Here is a 20,775-nt window from a genome sequence, read left to right as displayed (position 1 = left end):
GTGTGAACCAGTGTCGGCAATGGGTGATTCACCGGGTTCCATCACCGGAGTGCGTCGCACATCACCGCCGCACGACCGCCCCCGACCCGGCCCCCGCCGCCGACCCCTCGTACGCCTCCCGCAACCTCGACTCCGCCCCCGCCGACGCGCCCACCGCGTCCAACCCCAACAACGCCGCCCCCACCACCGGCGGCACGTCCACCACCCGCACCCGAGCCGCCGGCGCGACCTCACCCAACCGCCGCGCCACCGCCTCGACCACCACCGGACCGGTCCCGGTCAGCACCCCACCGCCGAGCACCACGTCCACCGGCTCCGACAGCAGCTCCAACCGCGTCAACGACACCCGTGCCAGCAGCACGACCTCCTCCACCAGCCGGTCCACCACCGCCTGGGCCACCGCGTCGCCCCCGGCCGCCACCTCGAACAACAGCGGGCACAGGGCGTGCGGGTCGAACTCCACCTCGGCGAGGTGCAGCCGCTGCACCGCCTCGGCCAATGTCGCCGTGCCGTAGTGCGCGCGCACCGCGTCGAGCAGCGCCGTCGGTTCACCGCGACCGTCCTCGGCCCGCACCGCGAGCCACAACGCCTCCGACCCGATGTGCCCGCCACCGCCCCAGTCCCCGGAGATCCGCCCCAACGCCGGGAACCGGTGCGTCCGCCCGTCCGGTGCGACCGCGACGCAGTTGATCCCCGCCCCGCACACCACGGCCACCCCGATGCCGTCGGTCGTACCGGCCCTGAGCAGGGCGAACGTGTCGTTCCCGACCACGGTGGCCGCCGACCACCCGCGCGCCTCGATCGCGGCCCGCAAGTCCTCTTCCTCCTGGGGCAGGTCGGCCCCGGCGAGGTAGGCCGCCGTGTGCGCGGCGACGAACCCCCCGTCCGCCACGCCCGCCGCGCGTGCCGCCTCGCGCACCAGCCCGTCGAACACCTCCAGGCTGCGCTCCAGCCCGACGTTCTGCGGCGACGCGCCGGGCCCGCGCACCCGGGCGAGCACCCGCCCGTCGGTGTCCACCAGCGCCACGGCCGTCTTGCTGTTCCCGCCGTCGATGGCGAGCACCCGGTCGGTCACGCCGATCCCCTCGCCCACGGCAGGTGGTCGGCGTTGCGCGCCACGAGCTCGTCCGCCAGCGTCTCCGCCACCGCGTGCTGCCCGATCAACGGGTGCGCGAGCAACGCGTCCGCCACCCGGTCACGCCCACCGCGCACCGCCGCGTCCAACGCCAGGTGCTCGTACGCCGTCACGTGCGCGATCAACCCGGCCACCGTCGGCGGCACGGGCGGCACCGGCAGCGGGGTCGCGCCGTCACCGCCCACCACCGCGGGCACCTCGATCACCGCGTCCGCGGGCAGGAACGGCAGCGTGCCGCCGTTGCGCACGTTCACCACGTGCTGCTCCGCGCCGACGCCCCCGGTCAGCGCGTGCACCAACTGCACGGCCGCCTCCGAGTAGTACGCGCCACCGCGCTGCGACAACTGCTCCGGCTTGGTCACGACCCCCACGTCCCCGTACAGGTCCAGCAACTCCTTCTCCACCCCGGCCACCACCTCGGCCCGCGGCGGCTCCGTCTTCTGCCTGCGCACGACCTCGTCGTGGTCGTAGAAGTACTTCAGGTAGTAGGACGGCACCATCCCCAGCCGCCGCATCAGCGCCGCCGGCAGCCCGATGTGCCCGGCCAACGCGTCGCCGTGCCGCTCCAGCAGCTCGGGCAGCCGGTCCACGCCGTCGACGAACACGCCCGTCTCCCAGCTCAGGTGGTTGAGCCCGACGTGCTCCAGCCGCACGGCGTCCGGCTCGACCCCGAGCAACGCCGACGTCCACCGCTGGAACGTGATCGCCACGTTGCACAGCCCGACCGCCCGGTGACCCTCGGCCAGCAACGCCCGCGTCACGATCCCCACCGGGTTGGTGAAGTTCACGATCCACGCGTCGCCCGCCACCTCCCGCACCCGCCGGGCGATGTCCAGCACCACCGGCACGGTCCGCAGCGCCTTGGCGAGCCCGCCCGCGCCGGTCGTCTCCTGCCCGACGCAGTCGCACGCGAGCGGGAACGTCTCGTCCGACGCCCGTGCCGCCTGACCACCCACCCTGAGCTGCAACAACACCGCCGACGCGCCGTCGACGCCCCGCGCCAGGTCGGACGTGGTCGTCACCTTCGCCGGGTGCCCGGCGTGCTCCAGCAGGCGCTGCGCGAACGCCCCGACGACGGCCAGCCGCGACCGGTCCGGGTCCACGAGCGCGATCTCGTCCACCGCGAGGCTGGTGCGCCGCCCCGCGATCCCGTCGACCAGCTCCGGCGTGTAGGTCGACCCGCCGCCGACCACGGTCAGCTTCACCCCTTGACCCCCGTGAATGTGATGCCCCTGACGAACGAGCGCTGCGCGAACGCGAACAGCACGATCGCCGGGAGCATGATGAGCAACGTGACGGCCATCGCCAGGTTCCACTGCACGTGGTGCATGCCCTTGAAGGTCGACAGCGCCAACGACAGCGTCCACTGGTCCGGCTTCTCGCTCGTGTAGAGCAGCGGTCCGAAGTAGTCGTTCCAGGTGTAGAGGAAGCAGAACAGCGCGGTCGCCGCGATGCCCGGCCGCGCCATCGGCACGACGATCCGCAGCAGCGCCTGGAACTCGCCGCACCCGTCCACCCGGGCCGCGTCCACGTAGGACTGCGGGATGGTCAGGATGAACTGGCGCAGCAGGAAGATGGAGAAGGCGTCGAACAGGAAGTAGGGCGCGATCAACGGCCACAGCGTGCCGGTCAGCCCGAGGCTCGACCACGTGTCGTACAGCGGCACGGCCACGACCTGCGGCGGCAGCATCATCGCGCCCACGACCAGCAGGAACACGACGTCGCGGCCACGCCACCGCAGCTTGGCCAGCGCGTACGCGGCCGGGATCGACGAGACCAGCATCCCCGCCGTGGCCAGCGAGGAGTACAGCAGGCTGTTGCCCAGGTACTTGAGCAGCGGTGCTTGGTCGAACACCTCCACGAAGTTGCCCCAGTGCCACTCGCGCGGCCACAGGTCCTTGGTGAACGCCTGGTCGTCCGACATGACCGCGGTGAGGAAGACGAACACGACCGGCAACGTGAACATCAGCCCGAGCGCCAATCCCAGGCTGTGCACGGCGACCCAGTCCAGGCCCTTGCGCCACCTCACCGGCCGCACCACCGCGGCAGCCGCCGTCATCGCTCCTCCTGGTGGGAAGCCCTGCGCATCCGCTGCACCAACAGCGCGGTCGCCGCGAACGAGATCACGAACAGCACCGTCGCCATCGCCGCCGCGTAACCCATGTCGAAGTACCGGAACCCCTGCGTGTACAGCCACATCGGGAAGGTCAGCGTCGAGTTCTCGGGGAAGCCGAGCACCTTCGTGGACCCGGTCACGTCGGCCGACCCGCTGGCCGCCGAACCGGCCACCACGGCCTGCGTGAACAGCTGCAACGCCAGGATGATCGAGTTGACCACGCCGAACACCAGCACCGGCGAGATCGTCGGCAGCGTGACGTGCCACCACCGGCGCACGGGTCCCGCGCCGTCCAGCTCGGCGGCCTCGTACTGCTCCTGCGGCACGTCCAGGATCGCGGCCAGGATGATGATCATCAGGTCGCCCGACACCCACAGCACCACCGCCGCGATGCCCGGCTTCGCCCACACCGGGTCGGCGAACCACAACGGCCCGTCGACCCCGAACCAGCCGAGGAACGCGTCCAGCGGCCCCTCGTTCGGCCTCATGACCAGGAAGAACACCAGCGTCGCGGCCACGGGCGGCGCCAACGAGGGCAGGTAGCACAACGTCCGCACCAGCCCGACGCCCGACTTCAACCGGGCGATCACGGACGCCACACCCAGGGCGAACACGACCCGTGCCGCGGTCAGCACCACCACGAACCACAGCGTGTTGTAGACGGCGGTGCGGAACAGCTTGTCGGAGAACATGTAGGCGTAGTTCTCCCAGCCGACCCACTCCGGCGCGTTGATCAGGTCGTACTTGGTGAACGAGAACCCGATCGTGGCGACCAGCGGGTAGCCGAAGAACAACGCGAACCCCAGCGTCGCGGGCGCCATGAGCGCCAGGACGGTCAGGCGGTGGCGGGCGCGGGCACGGGACCGCCCCTTGGCGGGGGCGGTCCGCGCCACGTCCACGCGCTCCAGCGTGGCGGTCATCGCGTCACTTGCCGCTCTTCGCGACCCGGTCGTCGATCTGCTGGTCGACTTCCTCCAGCCCGGCCATCAGGTCCGGCACCTTGCCCGCCTGCCACGACGTGGCGAAGTCGCTGATGGCCTTGATGTGCGCGTCGCCGATGGGCGTCACCGGGTTGCCCTGGAGCTTGTCCGACGTGGCCAGGTCGATGAACGTCTTGAAGTTCTCGTCCACCTCCAGGCGCGGGTCGGTCAGCGCGGCCTTCGTGCTCGGGATGTTCTTGATCCCGTTGGCCAGGTCCACGATCGCCGTGGTGTCGAACGACAGGTGCTTGATCAGCTCCCAGGCCGCGCCGGGGTTCTTCGCGCCCTTCGGGATGCCCATGATCGTGCCCGCGGTGAACGCCGTGCCGTGCAGCTCCGGCTTGCTCGTGGGGAACGGCGCGGTGGCGAACCGCACGTCCGGGGCCTGGTCCTGGAGGAACGCCGTGCGGTACTCGCCGTCGATCATCATGGCGATCTTGCGCTGGTGGAACGCGTGGTCGGTCGAGTACTGCTGGCCGAGCCCGGCGCGGAACCGCTCCAGCGCGTCGTAGCCGTAGAAGTCCACCAGCTCCTTCTGGAACCGCAGCATCTCGGCCCACTCCGGCGACGCCAGGCCCGACTTGCCCTGCGCGTCCTCCCACTTCGCGCCGAAGTGCGGCGCCCAGATCTGCGGGTTGTTGGCGTAGTACGGCATGCTCGGCAGGAAGCCCGCCACCTCGATCGAGCCGTCCGCGGCCCGCTTGGTGGTGCGCTTGGCGAAGTCCAGCAGCTCGGCCGTCGTCTTCGGCGGTGCCGTGATGCCCGCCTCGGCCAGCATGTCCTTGTTGTAGTACAGGCCGTACACGTCGCTGAGCATGGGCATCGCGCAGCGGTTGCCCTTGTACTCGGTGTAGGCGCGCACGGCGTCGGTGATCTGGCCGAGGTCGACGTTGTCACGCGCGATGTAGGGCTTGAGGTCCTGGAACGAGCCGCTGGAGCAGAACTGGCCGATGTTGTCGGTGGTGAACGACAGGGCCACGTCCGGCGGGTTGCCGCCGCGGATGCCCGCGGTGATCTTGTCGTCGTCCTGGCTGCCCTCGTGCTTGATCTCGGCGTGGGGGAACTCCTGCTTGAAGCTCTCCAGGGCCTTGGTGACCTCGTCCTGCTCGCGACCGGAGTAGTTGCTCCAGACGGTCAACGAGAACGTGTCGTCCTTGCCGGGCGCCGCCGCCGGTCCCGACTGGTCGGCCCGCTCACCCGAACCCGCCGCGCAGGCGGTGAGGGACACGGCCGCGGCCACGCACAGCAACGTTGCGCGGTGGAGCTTGCGCATGTGCTCTCCTTCATGTCGACGTGCTCGGAGCGGTCGCGTCCTGGCGGTTCGGACCGCGGAAGGGCTCGGTCGTGGCGGCGGGCAGACCGAACACCTGTTCCCTGGCGACCGACAGCGCCGCGTGCAGCGCTCCGGACCGCACCGGTTTCCCGGTGACCAGGGCGAGTCGGACGGGGGTGCGGGGCACCACCAGGCGGCGCAGCTCGGCGGCGACGAGGTCGGCCAGCGCCGTGCCGCCCGCCTGCGCGATGTCGCCGGAGAGCAGCACCAGTTCGGGGTCGAGCACGGCGACCACGTTCGCCACGCCGGTCGCGATGCGGCGGGCCAGGTCGACCAGGAACTCCCGGCCGGCGGTGCCCTCGCTCAACGCCCGCCGCACGGCGTCGCGGCCGGTGCGGGCGGACACGCCGTGCGCGCGGGCCAGCCGGGCGATGGCCGGGCTGTCGAGCAGGTCGCCGTAGCGGCTGCCCGAGCGGTCACCGCCGGTGTCGGCGTGCGCGTGGTCGGGGACGCGCATGGCGTCGATCTCGCCCGCGCCACCGGTCGCGCCGCGCAGCAGCACGCCGTTGACGACGACGGCCGCGCCCACCGCGTCGGCTGGCCAGAGCAGGACGAAGTCCCTCACCCCGATGGCCCGGCCGGCGATCATCTCCTCCAGCGCGACCAGGTTGACGTCGTTCTCGACCGTGACGGAGGTGTCGAGGAGGGCTTCGAGCTCCTCGGGGATGTTCTTGTCCGCCCAGCCCGGCATGTGCGGGGCGTAGTTGAGGCGACCGGTGGCCGGGTCGACCGCGCCGGGGCTGCCCACGACCACGTGGTGCAGGGCGTCGGTGGTGAGGTTCGCCTGGGCGGCGGCCTTCGTGACCGCGCCGTGGAACGCCTCCAGCACGTCGGTCTTCGGCATGGGCGCGCGGTGCTCGGTGAGCGTGGCGCCGGAGATGTCGGCGATGGCGACGTCGATCGAGTCGGGCGTGAGGTCGACGGCGGCGACGTGGGCCAGCGCGCCGTTGACCGTCCACAGCTGCGCCCTCGGGCCGCGTCCGCCGCCGCGCAGGCCGTCGCGCAGGACCGTGCCCTCGTCCTCGAGGCGGGTGAGCAGTTGGGCGGTGGCCGGTTTGGACAGCCCGATGATCCCTTCCAGTTCGGCCCTGGTCAGCGGGCCGTTGCGGAGCAGCGCCTCGATCGCGGCGCGGTCGTTGATCTCGCGCAGCAGCCTCGGGCTCCCGGCTCGCATCGCCTCTCCCGTCTGTGTCGAACGGTCCTGTCTGGTAACTTTCCAGACGATTTCGTGGAGACGCTAGTGACGGGCCTCACGGGGGTCAATGGCCCGAGACGGGTCCGTTACCTGGGTTAGGCGGCCCTAAGGCACCCTGGAGGCATGACCGACACGCGTCAGGAGTCGCTGGCCTCGCTGCTGGGCGGGCGGGGTGGTGCGCTGGACGCCTCGCTGCCGCCGTTGGCGTTCGTGGTGGGGTGGCTGCTGGGCGGGCACTCGATCGCGGTGGGTGCGTTGGCGGCCGTGGCGTGCGGCGTGGTGGCGGGCGTCGTCCGGCTGGTCCGGGGTGGGCGTCCGCGTGCGCTCCTGGCGTCGGTGGCGTTGGTCGTGCTGGCCGCGTACATCGCGTTGCAGACCGGCCGCGCGGAGGACTTCTTCCTGCTGCAGGTCTTCCTGAACGCCGCGTCGGCCCTGGTCTGGTCGGCGTCGATCGTGCTGCGGTGGCCGTTGCTGGGCGTGGTGGTGGGCCTGGTGACGGGCCAGAAGTTCCGCTGGCGCCGTGACCCGGACCTGCTCCGCGCCTACCGCTACGCCTCGTGGCCGTGGGTGGGCCAGTACGTGCTGCGCGTGCTCGTGTTCGGCGCCCTGTGGCTGGCCGGCGAGGTGGTCCTCCTGGGCATCATGCGCGCCGCCCTGACCTGGCCCCTCCAGGTGGCCTGCGTCGCCGTGAGCTGGTGGGTCCTCCGCCGCACCCTCCCCGCCGACCACCCGGGCCTGCGCCACCCCCGCACCCCCTGACCGCGAGAGTCCTACCCCCAGCCCGCGAGAGTCCTACGTTCGCGACCCCAGAATTCAACGCTCACGACGAACGGCACCCGGCCCGCGGGGTGCTGAGCGTTGAATTCGGGGGTTCTGAACGTAGGACTCTCGCGGCGTGAAGGTAGGACTCTCGCGGCGTAAAGGTAGGACTCTCGCGGCGTGAAGGTAGGACTCTCGCGGCGTGAAGGTAGGACTCTCGGGTTAGGGGCGGGGGGCGGTGGGGCCCAGGACCTTCACGGCGGCCAGCCAGGCGGCGCCGGCCGCGCCTTCGGTGGCGACGGTGACCGGGGCCGAGGTGCGGGCGGTCAGCTCCAGCTTCAGGCGCGTGCCCAGCGGGTTGGCGTGGACCAGGCTGCCCATCAGCACGATCGGGGACCGGGCGTCGGCCGGGCGGGCGGCCTCGGTCAGGTCGGCCAGCACCCGCACGGCGGTCTTGATGATCCGCTCGGCGGACGGCGCGGTGGCGTGCGCCGTCACGAGCGGCGCGTAGCCGGCCAGGGCGATCGGCGCGGCCGCGTTCGCCGCGGTGATCAGGCGACGCCACCGCTCCCGCCTCGGCAGGTCGGGGATCGCCGCACGGGCCAGCACGGCGGCGGCCAGGTCGTCCACGTCGTCCCGCTCCAACGCGACCAGCGTCGCCCGCACGGCCTCGCGGCCCAGCCAGAACGCCGACCCCTCGTCACCGAGCAGCCACCCGTACCCGCCGACCGTCGACACCAGCTCGTGGTGCTCGATCCGGGCCGCGATCGACCCCGTCCCGGCCACCAGCACGGTCCCGTCCGGCGACGCCGTGCCGGTCGCGAACGCCGCCTCGCAGTCGGTGATCACCCGCATCGGGCACCGCAGCCCGGCGCCCGCCCACGCCGCCTCGAACAACGCCGCCACCGCCGGGTCGCTGAGCAGCTTGCTCGACCCCGCCATGCCGAGCACGCCCGACTCGACCTTCGCCGCGTCCAACCCGTCCAACGCCGCCGTCAACGCCTGCCGCACGTGCCCGGCGGCCACCTCCGGCGGGTGCGAGTTGGGGTTCGCGCCACCGGCCACGCCCGCGCCCAGCCGGGTGCCGTCCAGGTCCAGCACCAACGCCCGGGTGCTCGTGCCGCCCGCGTCCACACCCACCACGAAACCCATTCGCCCGAGTATGCCCAGCACGAACGAGGTCCGGCACACCCAACCGGGTTGTGCCGGACCTGGCGCTGCGTGACCGGGGTCAGCGCACCGCGAGCACCTGCGCCCGGTCGCCCGAAGCGTTGTGGTGGTGCAGGAGGAGCAGGGTGCCGTCCACCGCGGACGGATCGCGCCGCACGCGCAGCACCGCGCCCGGCTCCGCGGTGAACGTCACCCCGCCCTCGACGGCGAGCCTCGGCCGCACGGGGTCGAACGACAGGGGCGTGTCGATCCGGTCCACGAACCCGTCCGCGTTGCCCGGTGCGGGGTAGTTGCCCGACGTCACGACCGTGTAGGTCAGCGGCGCGCCCGTCGCCGCCGGGTCGATGCCCAACGCGGTCAGCGCCACCGGCAGCACCACCACGTCGCTGTCCATCACGTTGGTGTCCACGTCGCCGTACTGGCCGTTGAGCGGCTGTTCGTCGACCACCGCGCCGTCGGCCTCGCGCACGGTCCGCGCCAGCCACACGTCCGCCGTCACGACCTCGCCCGCGCCCGGCTTCACCGCGCGCACGGTGTAGTCGGGCACGCCGTCGCCGCCGGTGTCGATCCGGATCGCCGGGCTGTTCGGGGTGCCGAGCGTGACCCAGTCGTGCCAGGTCGCCACGCCGAACGCGAGCACGCCGCCCGCCGCGGCCGCGCCCACGTACCGCAGGTCGCCGCCCCGGGCGGAGGAGTTCAGCGCGCACTCGGCCTGCACCTCGTCGTCGCACGGCGGCAGCTCCGGGCTGGACGCGTGCAGCTCGAACGCGCTCACCAGCGACCGGTACGCCTCGTCGCCCTCGCCCTGGTCCAGCGCGCGCCCGCCCAGCTCGACCGTGCCGTCACCGCGGTCGACCGCCTCCACGTCGGCGACCGGTTCGGGCGCGGCGTACACGGGCACGCGCAGCGCGAGGTCGCCGGAGCGCACGAGCAGCCGCCCGGACGCCTCGGCCAGGAACTGCCGCGCCACGTCCGCCTGCACCTTCTGGATCGTCGGGTCCGCCACCTTGCGCAGCTCCTCCGGCGTCACGGTCAGCGTCACGTCGACCGTCCCGGTCCCGCCCGGCGGCACGGCGAGCACCGGCGGCCACACCTCGAACCGCGCGCCGGGCACGGTGGTCGCCGCCTCGTAGGTGACCCGTGCCGTGCGGGGCCGTGACGACTTGTTCACCACCTTCACGGTCTTGCGCAGCGACAGGGCCGCGCCGGCCTCGACGGGCCCGAACGACACGCCCACCGCGCCGGGGTCGTCGGCGACCATGGCCAGCAGGTCGACGTGGACGGCGTCGAGCGCGTCCACCCGGCCCGCGCCGACCCGCATCGGGGCCTCGGGCTTGCCGGTGGTGTGGTCGTCGCCGTCGGTCACCCGCCCGCTCGCGGTGTTCATGATCGCGGCCTTGACCTCTTCGACCGTCCACTCCGGACGGACCTCGCGCACCAGCGCGGCGATGCCCGCCACGTGCGGCGCGGCCATCGAGGTGCCGTTCATGCTCACGCCCTCCGCGCCGGTGCCCGCGGCCGCGGACAGGATCGTGTCGCCGGGCGCGGCCACGTCGGGCTTGGCCGCACCCGCGCCGCGGGAGCCGCGCGCCGACGACGGCGTGATCGTGTCGGCCAGGGTCGGCGTCACGGTCGGCACGGCGTTGCGCAGCGAGCCCAGCATCCGGACCACGAGCGTCCCGTCGGCCAACGACGGCCGCAGCGCGTCGGTCGCCGCGCGGGTGAACTGGAACACCGGGATGGCCGCGTTGCCCGCGATGGCCGCCTTGAAGTGGTCGCTGGTGGCGGGCAGCAGCACGCCCGCCGCACCCGCCGCCTGGGCCATGTCGGTCCGCGGTCCGGAGCCGCACTCGCGGGTGGCGTCGTCCTCGTCCCACTCCAGCCAGACGAACCGGCCGGTGAGGTCCTGGGTGATCGGCGCGCACCCGTCGAGGTTCGCCGGGTCGGACACCGGCACGACGGGCAGCGCGAGGTCCAGCGCCGGGTAGCCGGTGTAGTTCTTGCTGTACTGCCCGGCGTGCCGCACGCCCGCCACCTCGACGCCGTCGAGGACCGCGAACGCGTCACGCGTGTTGGCCACCGCCAGCGCCTCGGGCGTGTTGGCGGGCGAGCCGCCGACGTCGTAGAGGTCGCCGCCGTTGCCCGCCGACGCGACGACCACCACACCGTGCTCGACGACCTTGCGCACGAACAGGCTGTCCGGGTCGTCCTGGCCGCCGAAGTCGCCGCCCAGCGACAGGTTCACCACGTCGAGGTGGTCGCCGAAGTCGCCGTCGCCGTTCGGGTCGAGCGACCAGTCCAGCGCCTGGCCGACCAGCTCGGTCGACCCGGTGCAGCCGAACACCTTCAACGCGTACAGCGCGGCCTTGGGCGCGACGCCGGGGCCGATCTTCAGGGCGGCCACGGCCTCGGGCGTCAGCGCCGAGTAGTCCCCGGTGAACGGGGTGCCGTCGGCGTTCACGCCGTACCCGGCGGCGGAACCCGCGACGTGCGTGCCGTGGCCGAAGCAGTCCAGCGGGTTGGGGTCGGGCACGGGCACGGCCTTCGCCGGGTCGGCCGGGTCGTAGCCGTCGCCCGCGAAGTCGTGGCCGCCGACGACCTTGGCCGTCGGCGTCCACGGCGCGGTGGGGTCGACGGCCTCGTAGGCGGCCGTGGTGCCGGGGCCGCCGAAGTCGGCGTGGGTGTAGTCGATGCCGGTGTCGATGATGCCGACGCGGATGCCCTCGCCGTACCGGCCGGTGTCGCGCCACACCCGCGCGGCCCGCGTCAGCTCCACCGCGCCCGCGTTGCGCACGGACTTCGGCACGGTCAGCCGCACGGACTTGACCTCGGGGAGCGCGGTGAGGCCGCGCAGGCTCGCCGCGTCGGCGGTGACGACCAGGCCGGGCACGGCGTTGCGGGTCTCGGCGACCTGGCGGGTGCCGGCGTCACGGCCGCGCAGCGCCGCGAGCACCCGGTCGGCCTGCGCGTCGGCGTGCTGCCGGGCGGCGCGTGCCGCGGCGGCCGGGTCGCCGCCGCGTGCCTTCTCGTCGCCGTACGCCTGCGTGGCGGGGGTGGTGGCGAGCTCGACGAACGCCGTCACCGGCCCCTTGGCACGGTCCAGCGCCCGCTCGGACGACCCGTTGCCCGCGTGGTCGGCGCGGTTGGGCGGCAGGGGACCGGCCTCCCGGTCCGTGCCGGAGGCGGTGCCGACGAGGAGTGAGCCGAGCAGGGCGGCGGTGGCGGCGGACGCCTGCACCGCGCGGTGGAGTTTCATCGCGACCCTTCATAACCGCAGGTATTCATCGGACGAATAACCGGACAACCTCTAGACGGAGGCATCAGCAAGCGCTATACATCCGATCTATCGCTGTGTTTGTCGAGGAGGACTGCCGTGCAGTTGCTGCGCCTGGGCCCGGCGGGCTCGGAACGCCCCGCCGTCCGTGCCGACGACGGCGTCACGTACGACCTGAGCCCGCTGACCGACGACGTGACCGGCGCGTTCCTCGCCGACGACGGCATCGCCCGCACCCGCGCCGCGCTCGCGGCCGGTGAACTCCACCCGATCGTGGACGACGGGGTGCGGATCGGGCCGCCGGTCGCGGGCGTGGGCAAGATCGTCTGCATCGGCCTCAACTACCGCGACCACGCCGAGGAGACCGGGCTGCCGATCCCGGCCGAGCCGGTGGTGTTCCTCAAGACCCCGGACACGATCGTCGGCCCGAACGACGAGGTGCTGGTGCCGCGCCGCTCGGTCAAGACGGACTGGGAGGTCGAGCTGGGCGTGGTCATCGGGCGCACCGCGCGGTACCTCGACTCCGCCGAAGAGGCCCTGACCTGCGTCGCCGGGTACGTGCTGTCGCACGACGTGAGCGAGCGCGAGTTCCAGATCGAGCGCGGCGGGCAGTGGGACAAGGGCAAGAACTGCGAGACGTTCAACCCGCTCGGCCCCTTCCTCGTGCCCGCGGCCGAGGTCGGCGACCCGCAGGCGCTGGGCCTGCGGCTGTGGGTCAACGGCGTGCCGCGGCAGGACTCCTCCACCAAGAACATGATCTTCCCGGTGGCCGAGCTGGTCCGCTACCTGAGCTGGTTCCTCGTCCTCCGGCCGGGTGACGTCATCAACACCGGCACGCCGGCGGGCGTGGCGCTCGGCCAACCGGAGCCCAAGCCGTACCTGCGGGCGGGCGACGTGGTGGAGCTGGAGATCGACGGCCTGGGCAGGCAGCGGCAGACGTTCGGGCAGGCGTGAGGTGAGCGCGGACCGGGTCGTCGCGCTGGACGTGCTGGACATCCGGTTCCCGACCTCGCGGGAGCTGGACGGGTCGGACGCGATGAACCCCGACCCGGACTACTCCGCCGCCTACGTCGTGCTGCGCACGTCGAACGGCCCCGACGGCCACGGCCTGGCGTTCACCATCGGCCGCGGCAACGACGTGCAGGCCGCGGCGATCCGGTCGTTGGCGCACCACGTGGTCGGCCGGCGCGTCCCGGAGACCGCGGCCGACCTGGCGGAGCTGTCCGCCGAGCTGGTCGGCGACTCGCAGCTGCGGTGGCTCGGCCCGGAGAAGGGCGTCGCGCACATGGCGCTCGGCGCGGTGGTCAACGCGGCGTGGGACCTCGCGTCCCGGCGCGCGGGCCTGCCGCTGTGGCGGTTCCTGTCGGGCATGACGCCGGAGGAGATCGTCGGCCTGGTCGACTTCCGGTACCTGTCCGACGCGCTCACCCCCGACGAGGCGCTGGACATCGTGCGCCGCGCCGAACCGGGACGTGCGGAACGGGCCGCCGCCCTGGTCCGTGACGGCTACCCGGCCTACACGACGTCGCCGGGCTGGTTGGGCTACACCGACGAGAAGCTCGCGGACCTGGCGCGGCAGGCGCTGGCCGACGGCTTCGACATGATCAAGCTGAAGGTCGGCGGCAGCCTCGACGACGACGTGCGGCGGATGCGGCTGGCCCGGGAGGTCGTGGGCGAGGGCGTGCGCATCGCCGTGGACGCCAACCAGCGGTGGGACGTGGGCACGGCGATCGCGTGGATGCGGGAGCTGGCGCCGTTCGACCCGTACTGGGTCGAGGAGCCCACCTCGCCGGACGACGTGCTGGCGCACGCGGCCATCGCCGGGGCGGTGCGCCCGATCAAGGTCGCCACGGGCGAGCACGTGCAGAACCGGGTGGTGTTCAAGCAGCTGCTCCAGGCCGGCGCGGTGGACGTGGTGCAGCTCGACGCGTGCCGCGTGGGCGGGGTGAACGAGAACGTGGCCATCCTGCTGCTCGCGGCGAAGTTCGGCGTGCCGGTGTGCCCGCACGCGGGCGGTGTCGGCCTGTGCGAGCTGGTCCGGCACCTGGCGATGGCCGACTTCGTGGCGATCTCCGGCACGACCGACGGGCGCGTGATCGAATGGGTCGACCACCTGCACGAGCACTTCACCGACCCGGCCGAGGTGCGCGGTGGCCGGTACGTCGCGCCCGCCGAACCCGGCTTCTCGGCCCGGCTGCGCGACGAGGCGTTGACCGATTACCGGTACCCCGACGGTCCGGTGTGGACGGAGTTGGAGGAGCGGCGGTGAGCGAGTTCGAGGGCCTGGTCGCGGTGGTGACCGGCGGCGCGTCCGGCATCGGCCTGGCGACCGCGCGGCTGCTGGCGGCGCGGGGCGCGACCGCGGTGGCGCTGGACCTGGACCCGCGGGTCGACCCGCCGGTGCACGGCATCAGGGCCGACGTCACCGACGACGCCTCGGTGCGGGCCGCGGTCGACGAGGTGGTCGAGCGGTTCGGCCGGCTCGACGTGCTGGTGAACAACGCGGGCATCGGCGCGCAGGGTGACGTCACGGCCAACCCGGACGACGAGTGGCTGCGGGTGCTGGACGTGAACGTGGTCGGCATGGCCCGGGTCGCGCGCGCCGCGCTGCCGCACCTGCGCCGGTCGCCGGCCGCGGCGATCGTGAACACCGGGTCCATCGCGGCGTGGGCCGGCCTGCCGCAGCGGGCGCTGTACTCGGCGAGCAAGGGCGCGGTGCACGCGTTCACCCTGGCCATGGCCGCCGACCACGTGCGGGAGGGCATCCGGGTGAACGCGGTGGCGCCCGGCACGGCCGACACGCCGTGGGTGGGCCGCCTGCTCGACTCGGCCCCGGACCCGGCCGCCGAGCGCGCCGCCCTCGCCGCCCGGCAGCCGCACGGCCGACTGGTCACCGCCGACGAGGTCGCGGGCGCGATCGCCTACCTGGCCGGCCCGCTGTCCGGTTCCACCACCGGCACGGTCCTCGCGGTCGACGGCGGCATGCACGGGTTGCGGCTGCGGCCCCGGGAGGCGCGGTCGTGATCCCGTTGTCCCGCTTGGGTTTCGGTGGTGGCCCGATCGGCAACCTGTACGCCGAGGTGTCCGATGTGGACGCTTTCGGCGCGCTGGAAGCCGCGTGGGACGCCGGTGTCCGGTACTTCGACACCGCGCCGCACTACGGGCTCGGTTTGTCCGAGCGGCGGATCGGGTCGTTCCTGGCGGGCCGGCCGCGTTCGGAGTTCGTCGTGTCCACCAAGGTCGGCCGGGTGCTGGAGCCGGGGTTCGGTGCCGGCGACGACATGGCCAACGGCTTCGCCGTGCCCGCGACGGCGTGGCGGCGGTGGGACTTCAGCGCGGACGGCGTGCGGCGGTCGTTGGAGTCCTCTTTGGACCGGCTCGGGCTGGACCGGGTGGACGTGGTGTACGTGCACGACCCCGACGCGCACTGGGAGCAGGCGTCGGCCGAGGCGGTGCCCGCGTTGCTGGAGCTGCGGTCGCAGGGCGTGATCGGGGCGGTCGGGGTCGGCATGAACCAGTGGGAGATGCCCGCGCGGTTCGTCCGGGAGACCGACCTGGACGTGGTGCTGCTGGCCGGGCGGTACACCGTGCTGGAGCAGCCGGGGACGCCGTTGCTGGACCTGTGCGCGGCCCGCGGGGTGTCGGTGGTGGCGGCGGGGGTGTTCAACTCCGGCTTGCTGGCCCGGCCCGAGGTCGGTGACCGGTACGACTACCGGGCCGCTCCCGAGGCGCTGGTGCAACGGGCGCGGCGGATCGCCGAGGTGTGCGCCCGGCACGGCGTGACGCTGCCGCAGGCGGCGATGTCGTTCCCGTTGCGGCACCCGGCGGTGGTGTCGGTGCTGCTGGGGGTGCGTTCGGCGGCGGAGATGCGGGCCAACGCCGAGGCGTTCGACCGACCCACGCCCCCCACCCTCTGGGACGACCTGCTCTCCGAATCCCTCCTCTAACCCGCGAGTCCTACCTCCAGAACGCGTGTGTCCTACGTTCAGAACGCGAGAGTCCTACGTTCGCGTCGCGTGTGTCCTACGTTCGGAACACCCGAGTTCAACGTTCAGAACACGGCGGCTCGGCGTCACGCCAGGTCGGACAGCCACTGCTCGACGCCCGCCACGTGCACCGTGGACCACGAGCGGGCCAGCTCGGGCTGGTGCGCGGCCAGCGCGTCGACGATGGCGCGGTGCTCGGCGACGGTCCGCTCGACCGCGCCACCCTGCGTGATGCCGCGCCAGATGCGGACGCGCACGGTCGGGCCGGCCAACGTGTCCAGCAGTCGGGCCAGGTAGGCGTTGCCGGAGCCCTGCGCGATGGCGCGGTGGAACTCCAGGTCGTGCTCGACCAGCTCCTCCACCGACCGGGCGCCCTCGGCCGCGTCGCACAACGCGCGCAGCGCCGCCACCTCGTCGGGCCCGACGCGCTGCGCCGCCATCGCCGCCGCGGCCGGTTCGAGGATGCGCCGCACCTGCAACACCTCCAGCACGGAGTCCTCGCCGCGGTGCAGGTCCAGCACGAACGACAACGCGCCGAGCAGGTCGTCGGCACGCAGGCTGGACACGTAGGTCCCGTCACCCTGCCGCACGTCCAGCACCCTGACCAGCGACAACGCCTTGACCGCCTCACGCAGCGAGTTCCGCGACAACCCCAACCGCTCGGCCAGGTCGGCTTCGCGCGGCAGTCGGTCGCCCGGCTTGAGCTCGCCGGAGACGATCATCTCCTTGACGCGCAGGATGGCGTCGTCGGTAACTGCCACGTCGGCCCTCGACTCGTCAGCTAGACCTCGGATGTCTGGCGCCAAGTATGGGCCACGCCACTGCGCCGCGCGGCCGAACCCGCCGTGCGGCGAAACATTCACCCATCCCTACTCTATTCGGTTATCTTATAACCACACGTGACGCCGTCCGCCACTTCCGGCCATAATGGTCTGGACCATTTGAGGAGGGACCTTGGACACGGTTGTCGCAGCTCCGCGAGCACTGCTCTGTCGGACCATCACCGGTCCCGTCAGCCTGAGGTTGCGGGCAGGGCGGATCGTGGAAGTCGTTACGGGTGCACCACCCGACGGCGCCGAGGTGCTGACCGACGGCCTGCTCACCCCGGGCCTGGTGGACGTGCAGGTCAACGGGGCGGTCGGGGTCGACTTCGCCGAGGTGGACCCCGAGGGCATGGCCATGGTGGCGAGAGCGCTCCCACGAACGGGGGTGACGCGGTTCCTGCCCACCCTGATCACCGCGCCGGTGCCGGTGGCCGTGCGCCAGGCGCACGCCGTGCTGGCGGCGGCGGCCGCCCTGCCACCGCACGCGGGCGCGAAACCGCTCGGCGTGCACCTGGAGGGGCCGTTCCTGTCGCCGAAACGCGCGGGCGTGCACGACCCGGCGCTGATGGTGGCACCCGGCGCGGCCGAGATCGACGTGCTGCTGGACGACGAGGTGCTGCGCCGCGCGTTGCGCATGGTCACGCTCGCCCCCGAGCAGCCGGGCGGCCTGGACGCCGTGCGCAGGCTGGCGGCGGCGGGCGTGCTGGTCGCCGTCGGCCACAGCGACGCGACGGGTGAGCAGACCCGTGCCGCGGCGGAGGCGGGCGCGCGGATGGTGACCCACCTGTTCAACGCCCAACGCCCGCTCGGCCACCGCGAGCCGGGGGTGCCGGGCGTGGCGCTGGTGGACGACCGGTTCACGTTGGGCCTGATCGCGGACCTGGCGCACGTCGGCCCGGACGTCTGCCGGCTGGTCTTCAACGCCGCCGGCCACCGGGTCGCGCTGGTCACGGACGCCGTGGCCGCCGCCGGCATGCCGCCGGGGCGCTACCAGCTCGGTGGCGCGGACGTGCTGCTGGCCGAGGACGGCGTGCCGCGGTCGCCGGAGGGCACGATCGCGGGCAGCGCGCTGACCCTGGACCGGGCCGTGCGCAACATCGTGTCGGTGGGCGTGGACCCGGCGGACGCGTTGGCGTCGGCGACCGTCGTGCCGGCGGACGCGATCGGCGAGCCGACGTTGGGCCGGTTGGAGGCCGGGGCGGTGGCCGACCTGGTCTGGTGGGACGAGAACCTCCAGCCGCGCAAGGTGTGGGTGGACGGCGAGGTCGTGTTCGACCGTGCGGCGGCGTTCGAGTCCGAGGCGGTCGGCGAGGCGGTCGGCGTGGCGGCCGCGGGTCAGTAGCCGGACCGGCGAAGAGGCCCGAGGGAACGTTCCCTCGGGCCTCGGCCGTGTTCTGAGCGTTGAACTCGGGTGTTCTGAACGTAGGACACTCGCGTTCCGAACGTAGGACTCACGCGACGCGAACGTAGGACACTCGCGTTCCGAACGTAGGACTCGCGCGGGGTCAGCGGGTTCGGGTGACCTTGTTCAGGCCGCGCGGGTTGTCCGGGTCGCCGCCGCGGGCCAGGGCCAGGCCGTGGGCCAGGCGCTGCACCGGCAGGATCTCCAGGATCGGGGCCACCTCCTCGGCCGTCTCGGCGACCGGGATGCGCAGGGCGGCGGAGACCTTGTCCGACGCCGAACCCACCGCCAGCACGTCCGCGCCACGCCCGTGCACGGCGTCCAGCACGTCGTGCAGCGCGTCACCGCCCTTGCCCGCGCTGGTCACCGCCAGCACGGCCGTCTCCGCGTCCACCGCCGCCACCGGCCCGTGCAGCAGGTCGGCCCCGCTGTACGCCCGCGCCGCCAGGTAGGAGGTCTCCGCGAGCTTCAGCGCCGACTCCAGCGCCGTCGGCAGCGAGTAGCCGCGCCCGGTGGTCAGCACCCGGTCCACGAACCGGTACCGCTGCACCGCCTCGGCCACCGCGTCGGCCGACGAGTCCAGCGTCGCCCGGGCCAGGTCGCCCAGCCGCGCGGCCGCCGAACCGTCACCGCCGCGGATGGCGTCCACCAGCAGGTACAGCGCCAGCAGCGTCGCGGAGTACGTCTTCGTCGCCGCCACGGCCCGCTCCACGCCCGCGCCGACGTCCACCGACAGCTCGGCGGCCCCGTTCAGCGGCGACGACGCCGTGTTGGTCACCGCCACGGTCAACGCCCCGCGGGCCCGCGCCGACTCGGTCACCTCCAGCAGGTCCGGCGACCCGCCCGACTGCGACACCGCGACCAGCAGCACGTCCCGCAGGTCGGGCTGGGCCCCGTACAGCGTGGTGGTGGACGGCGACACCAGCCCGGCGGGCAGTTCCAGCAGCACCTCGGTGAGGTACTTCGCGTACAGCGCGGCGTGGTCGCTCGACCCGCGCGCGGCCAGCAGCACGAACCGCGGCCGGCGTTCGGCGATCACCGAGGCGACCGACGCGATGGCGTCCCGCCGCGCGTGCAGGTCGGCGAAGATCCCCGGCTGCTGGTCGATCTCGGCCGCCATGTGCCCGCCGGGCTGGTGGTCGGTCATCGGAGTTGTTCCCCTGTCGATTCGGTTCGGGTCTGCTGGAGGGCGTCGGCGATGCGCTCGGCGGCGGCCCGCAGGCACACGCGCGACCCGCCGTGGGTGTCCACGCGGGCGGTGGCGCCCAGGTCGGGCCCGGGCACGCCCGTCTCGACGTGCACAAGGTCTAGACCAATAGTACCCAGGGAGGACACCAGCTCGCGAGCCCAGGCGTAGCGGTGTGCCTCACGCGTCACCACCACGACCGGCCGCCCGCCGGCCAGCGCCGCGATCTCGTCCGCGGACGTCGACGCCACCACCGAGGTGCCCGGCACGAGCTCCGCCAGGTACGGCCCGAGCCCCCACGGCACGTCCCCGACCGCGATCGACGGCTCCACCGCGAGGTCCACCACCACCGGCGGCCCGGACAGCCGCAACGTGCCGCGCACCTCCAGCGCGCGCCGTGCCGCGACCAGACCCAGCTCCGGGTCGTGCGCCGCCACGGCCGCCGCCGGCGCGCCCAGCACCGCCGTCCGCCGCGCCGCCTCCTCCAACCGCTCCACCGGCAGCACGCCCGACTCCACGGCCGCCACGATGCTGTCGATCAGCCACTGCAACCCGTCGTCGTCCAACGGCTCGCCGCCCAGGCACAACGCGTCCACCCCGGCCGCCAACGACCGCACGGACCCCTCCGCGAGGTCGCCGCCGACGGCCTTCATGTCCAGCCCGTCGGTGATGACCGCCCCGGTGAACCCCAGCTCCTCCCGCAGCACCCGCACCGCCAGCGGGTTCAGCGTCGCGGGCGCGTCACCCCACCCCGGCACGACGAGGTGCCCGGTCATGATCGACCGCACCCCCGCCGCCACCGCCGCGCGGAACGGCACGAACTCGACCGCCGCCAGCTCCTCGGGCGTGCGCGGCAGCACCGGCAGCGCCGCGTGCGAGTCCACGGTGGACGCGCCGTGGCCGGGGAAGTGCTTGGCGCACGCCGCCACCCCCACCGCCTGCAAGCCCTCCACGAACGCCGCCACGTGCGCGCCCGCCGCCTCCGGGTCCGACCCGAACGACCGCACGCCGATCACCGGGTCGTCCAGCGTCAGCACCAGGTCGGCCGACGGCGCGAGGTTCAGGCTCACCCCGCACGCGGCCAGCCGCGCCCCGATCGACGCCGCCACCGCCCGGGTCAGCCCCACGTCGTCCGCCGCGCCCAACGCGTGGTTGCCCGGCACCTCCGAGCCGCGGCCCGCGTCGAGCCGCGTGACGTCGCCGCCCTCCTCGTCGATGCCGATCACGACGTCGGCGCGCACACCCCGCAACTGCGCGTTCAACGCTGTGACCTGGGCGTCGTCGACCACGTTCCGCCCGAACAGCACGACACCGCCGAGCCCGTCGGCCACCCGCTTGAGCAGCCAGTCCGGCGCGGTGGTCCCGTGGAACCCCGGCAGCAGCACACCCGACGCGAGCCGGTGCAACGACATGCG

The 20,775-nt window shown here is 73.3% G+C and carries 17 protein-coding genes; 6 read left to right on the top strand and 11 right to left on the bottom strand.

Annotation, left to right across the window (positions count from 1 at the left end; all coding sequences use genetic code 11):
• Positions 1–61: 61 nt before the first annotated feature.
• Genes LZG04_RS32500 through LZG04_RS32475 form a run of 6 tightly spaced genes read right to left on the bottom strand, consistent with a single transcriptional unit; the run spans position 62 to position 6,738 of the window.
• A complete protein-coding gene (locus LZG04_RS32500) occupies positions 62–1,075 on the bottom strand; it encodes a BadF/BadG/BcrA/BcrD ATPase family protein (RefSeq protein ID WP_233824295.1) in 1,014 nt (337 codons plus the stop codon).
• Positions 1,072–2,340: a 6-phospho-beta-glucosidase gene (locus tag LZG04_RS32495; protein ID WP_233824293.1), complete on the bottom strand. Its 1,269-nt coding sequence runs from the start codon at positions 2,338–2,340 to the stop codon at positions 1,072–1,074. The genes LZG04_RS32500 and LZG04_RS32495 overlap by 4 nt, the downstream gene beginning before the upstream one ends.
• The gene (locus LZG04_RS32490; RefSeq protein ID WP_233824290.1) at positions 2,337–3,194 is read right to left on the bottom strand and encodes a carbohydrate ABC transporter permease; all 858 of its coding nucleotides are present in this window, start codon (positions 3,192–3,194) and stop codon (positions 2,337–2,339) included. The genes LZG04_RS32495 and LZG04_RS32490 overlap by 4 nt, the downstream gene beginning before the upstream one ends.
• Positions 3,191–4,171, bottom strand: coding sequence for a carbohydrate ABC transporter permease (locus LZG04_RS32485; protein ID WP_233824287.1), 981 nt, complete (start codon positions 4,169–4,171; stop codon positions 3,191–3,193). The genes LZG04_RS32490 and LZG04_RS32485 overlap by 4 nt, the downstream gene beginning before the upstream one ends.
• Positions 4,172–4,175: 4 nt before the next feature.
• Positions 4,176–5,504: an extracellular solute-binding protein gene (locus LZG04_RS32480; protein ID WP_233824285.1), complete on the bottom strand. Its 1,329-nt coding sequence runs from the start codon at positions 5,502–5,504 to the stop codon at positions 4,176–4,178.
• 10 nt (positions 5,505–5,514) lie between these two features.
• Complete coding sequence (locus LZG04_RS32475; protein WP_233824283.1) at positions 5,515–6,738, bottom strand: ROK family transcriptional regulator; 1,224 nt, start codon at positions 6,736–6,738, stop codon at positions 5,515–5,517.
• A gap of 144 nt (positions 6,739–6,882) precedes the next feature.
• Here LZG04_RS32475 and LZG04_RS32470 point away from each other — a divergent pair, with 144 nt between their 5' ends.
• Complete coding sequence (locus tag LZG04_RS32470; protein WP_233824281.1) at positions 6,883–7,518, top strand: DUF3159 domain-containing protein; 636 nt, start codon at positions 6,883–6,885, stop codon at positions 7,516–7,518.
• A 222-nt stretch (positions 7,519–7,740) separates the two neighbouring features.
• Here LZG04_RS32470 and LZG04_RS32465 read toward each other — a convergent pair whose 3' ends face one another.
• Together LZG04_RS32465 and LZG04_RS32460 are read right to left on the bottom strand one after the other, a co-directional pair.
• Positions 7,741–8,670, bottom strand: coding sequence for an N-acetylglucosamine kinase (locus LZG04_RS32465; protein WP_233824279.1), 930 nt, complete (start codon positions 8,668–8,670; stop codon positions 7,741–7,743).
• A 79-nt stretch (positions 8,671–8,749) separates the two neighbouring features.
• Positions 8,750–11,944, bottom strand: a complete 3,195-nt coding sequence (locus LZG04_RS32460; RefSeq protein ID WP_233824277.1) for a S8 family serine peptidase — start codon at positions 11,942–11,944, stop codon at positions 8,750–8,752.
• Between the two features lie 117 nt (positions 11,945–12,061).
• On the opposite strand from LZG04_RS32460, the gene LZG04_RS32455 reads away from it, so the two are divergent.
• From LZG04_RS32455 to LZG04_RS32440, 4 genes are read left to right on the top strand one after another with little or no spacing between them, the layout of a single operon-like run.
• Positions 12,062–12,916, top strand: coding sequence for a fumarylacetoacetate hydrolase family protein (locus LZG04_RS32455; RefSeq protein WP_233824275.1), 855 nt, complete (start codon positions 12,062–12,064; stop codon positions 12,914–12,916).
• A 1-nt stretch (position 12,917) separates the two neighbouring features.
• Positions 12,918–14,231 carry an enolase C-terminal domain-like protein gene (locus tag LZG04_RS32450; RefSeq protein WP_233824273.1) on the top strand — a complete coding sequence of 438 codons (1,314 nt, stop codon included), beginning with the start codon at positions 12,918–12,920 and terminating at the stop codon, positions 14,229–14,231.
• The gene (locus LZG04_RS32445) at positions 14,228–14,986 is read left to right on the top strand and encodes an SDR family NAD(P)-dependent oxidoreductase (protein WP_233824271.1); all 759 of its coding nucleotides are present in this window, start codon (positions 14,228–14,230) and stop codon (positions 14,984–14,986) included. The genes LZG04_RS32450 and LZG04_RS32445 overlap by 4 nt, the downstream gene beginning before the upstream one ends.
• Positions 14,983–15,909: an aldo/keto reductase gene (locus LZG04_RS32440; protein WP_233824269.1), complete on the top strand. Its 927-nt coding sequence runs from the start codon at positions 14,983–14,985 to the stop codon at positions 15,907–15,909. Before LZG04_RS32445 ends, LZG04_RS32440 begins: the two co-directional genes overlap by 4 nt.
• A 125-nt stretch (positions 15,910–16,034) precedes the next feature.
• Here LZG04_RS32440 and LZG04_RS32435 read toward each other — a convergent pair whose 3' ends face one another.
• Positions 16,035–16,709 carry a FadR/GntR family transcriptional regulator gene (locus tag LZG04_RS32435; protein ID WP_233824267.1) on the bottom strand — a complete coding sequence of 225 codons (675 nt, stop codon included), beginning with the start codon at positions 16,707–16,709 and terminating at the stop codon, positions 16,035–16,037.
• 280 nt (positions 16,710–16,989) lie between these two features.
• On the opposite strand from LZG04_RS32435, the gene nagA reads away from it, so the two are divergent.
• Positions 16,990–18,114 carry an N-acetylglucosamine-6-phosphate deacetylase gene (gene nagA / locus LZG04_RS32430; protein ID WP_233824265.1) on the top strand — a complete coding sequence of 375 codons (1,125 nt, stop codon included), beginning with the start codon at positions 16,990–16,992 and terminating at the stop codon, positions 18,112–18,114.
• Between the two features lie 163 nt (positions 18,115–18,277).
• Here the strand turns inward: nagA and LZG04_RS32425 are convergent, their stop codons facing one another.
• Positions 18,278–19,321, bottom strand: a complete 1,044-nt coding sequence (locus LZG04_RS32425; protein ID WP_233824263.1) for an SIS domain-containing protein — start codon at positions 19,319–19,321, stop codon at positions 18,278–18,280.
• Complete coding sequence (locus LZG04_RS32420; protein ID WP_233824261.1) at positions 19,318–20,772, bottom strand: glycoside hydrolase family 3 protein; 1,455 nt, start codon at positions 20,770–20,772, stop codon at positions 19,318–19,320. Before LZG04_RS32420 ends, LZG04_RS32425 begins: the two co-directional genes overlap by 4 nt.
• Positions 20,773–20,775 lie beyond the last annotated feature (3 nt).

This window comes from Saccharothrix sp. S26 (genome assembly GCF_021390395.1).
Lineage (GTDB): Bacteria > Actinomycetota > Actinomycetes > Mycobacteriales > Pseudonocardiaceae > Actinosynnema.
The sequence above is the reverse complement of the archived record's forward strand: the minus strand, read 5'-3'. Positions and strand labels throughout refer to the sequence as shown.

What these genes read in the sequence shown, in the direction of transcription:
- LZG04_RS32475 (WP_233824283.1), bottom strand. Translation starts at nt 6,738, where the DNA reads ATGCGAGCCGGGAGCCCGAGGCTGCTGCGCGAGATCAACGACCGCGCC.
- LZG04_RS32480 (WP_233824285.1), bottom strand. Translation starts at nt 5,504, where the DNA reads ATGCGCAAGCTCCACCGCGCAACGTTGCTGTGCGTGGCCGCGGCCGTG.
- LZG04_RS32420 (WP_233824261.1), bottom strand. Translation starts at nt 20,772, where the DNA reads ATGTCGTTGCACCGGCTCGCGTCGGGTGTGCTGCTGCCGGGGTTCCAC.
- LZG04_RS32425 (WP_233824263.1), bottom strand. Translation starts at nt 19,321, where the DNA reads ATGACCGACCACCAGCCCGGCGGGCACATGGCGGCCGAGATCGACCAG.
- LZG04_RS32465 (WP_233824279.1), bottom strand. Translation starts at nt 8,670, where the DNA reads ATGGGTTTCGTGGTGGGTGTGGACGCGGGCGGCACGAGCACCCGGGCG.
- LZG04_RS32485 (WP_233824287.1), bottom strand. Translation starts at nt 4,171, where the DNA reads ATGACCGCCACGCTGGAGCGCGTGGACGTGGCGCGGACCGCCCCCGCC.
- LZG04_RS32460 (WP_233824277.1), bottom strand. Translation starts at nt 11,944, where the DNA reads ATGAAACTCCACCGCGCGGTGCAGGCGTCCGCCGCCACCGCCGCCCTG.
- LZG04_RS32470 (WP_233824281.1), top strand. Translation starts at nt 6,883, where the DNA reads ATGACCGACACGCGTCAGGAGTCGCTGGCCTCGCTGCTGGGCGGGCGG.
- LZG04_RS32490 (WP_233824290.1), bottom strand. Translation starts at nt 3,194, where the DNA reads ATGACGGCGGCTGCCGCGGTGGTGCGGCCGGTGAGGTGGCGCAAGGGC.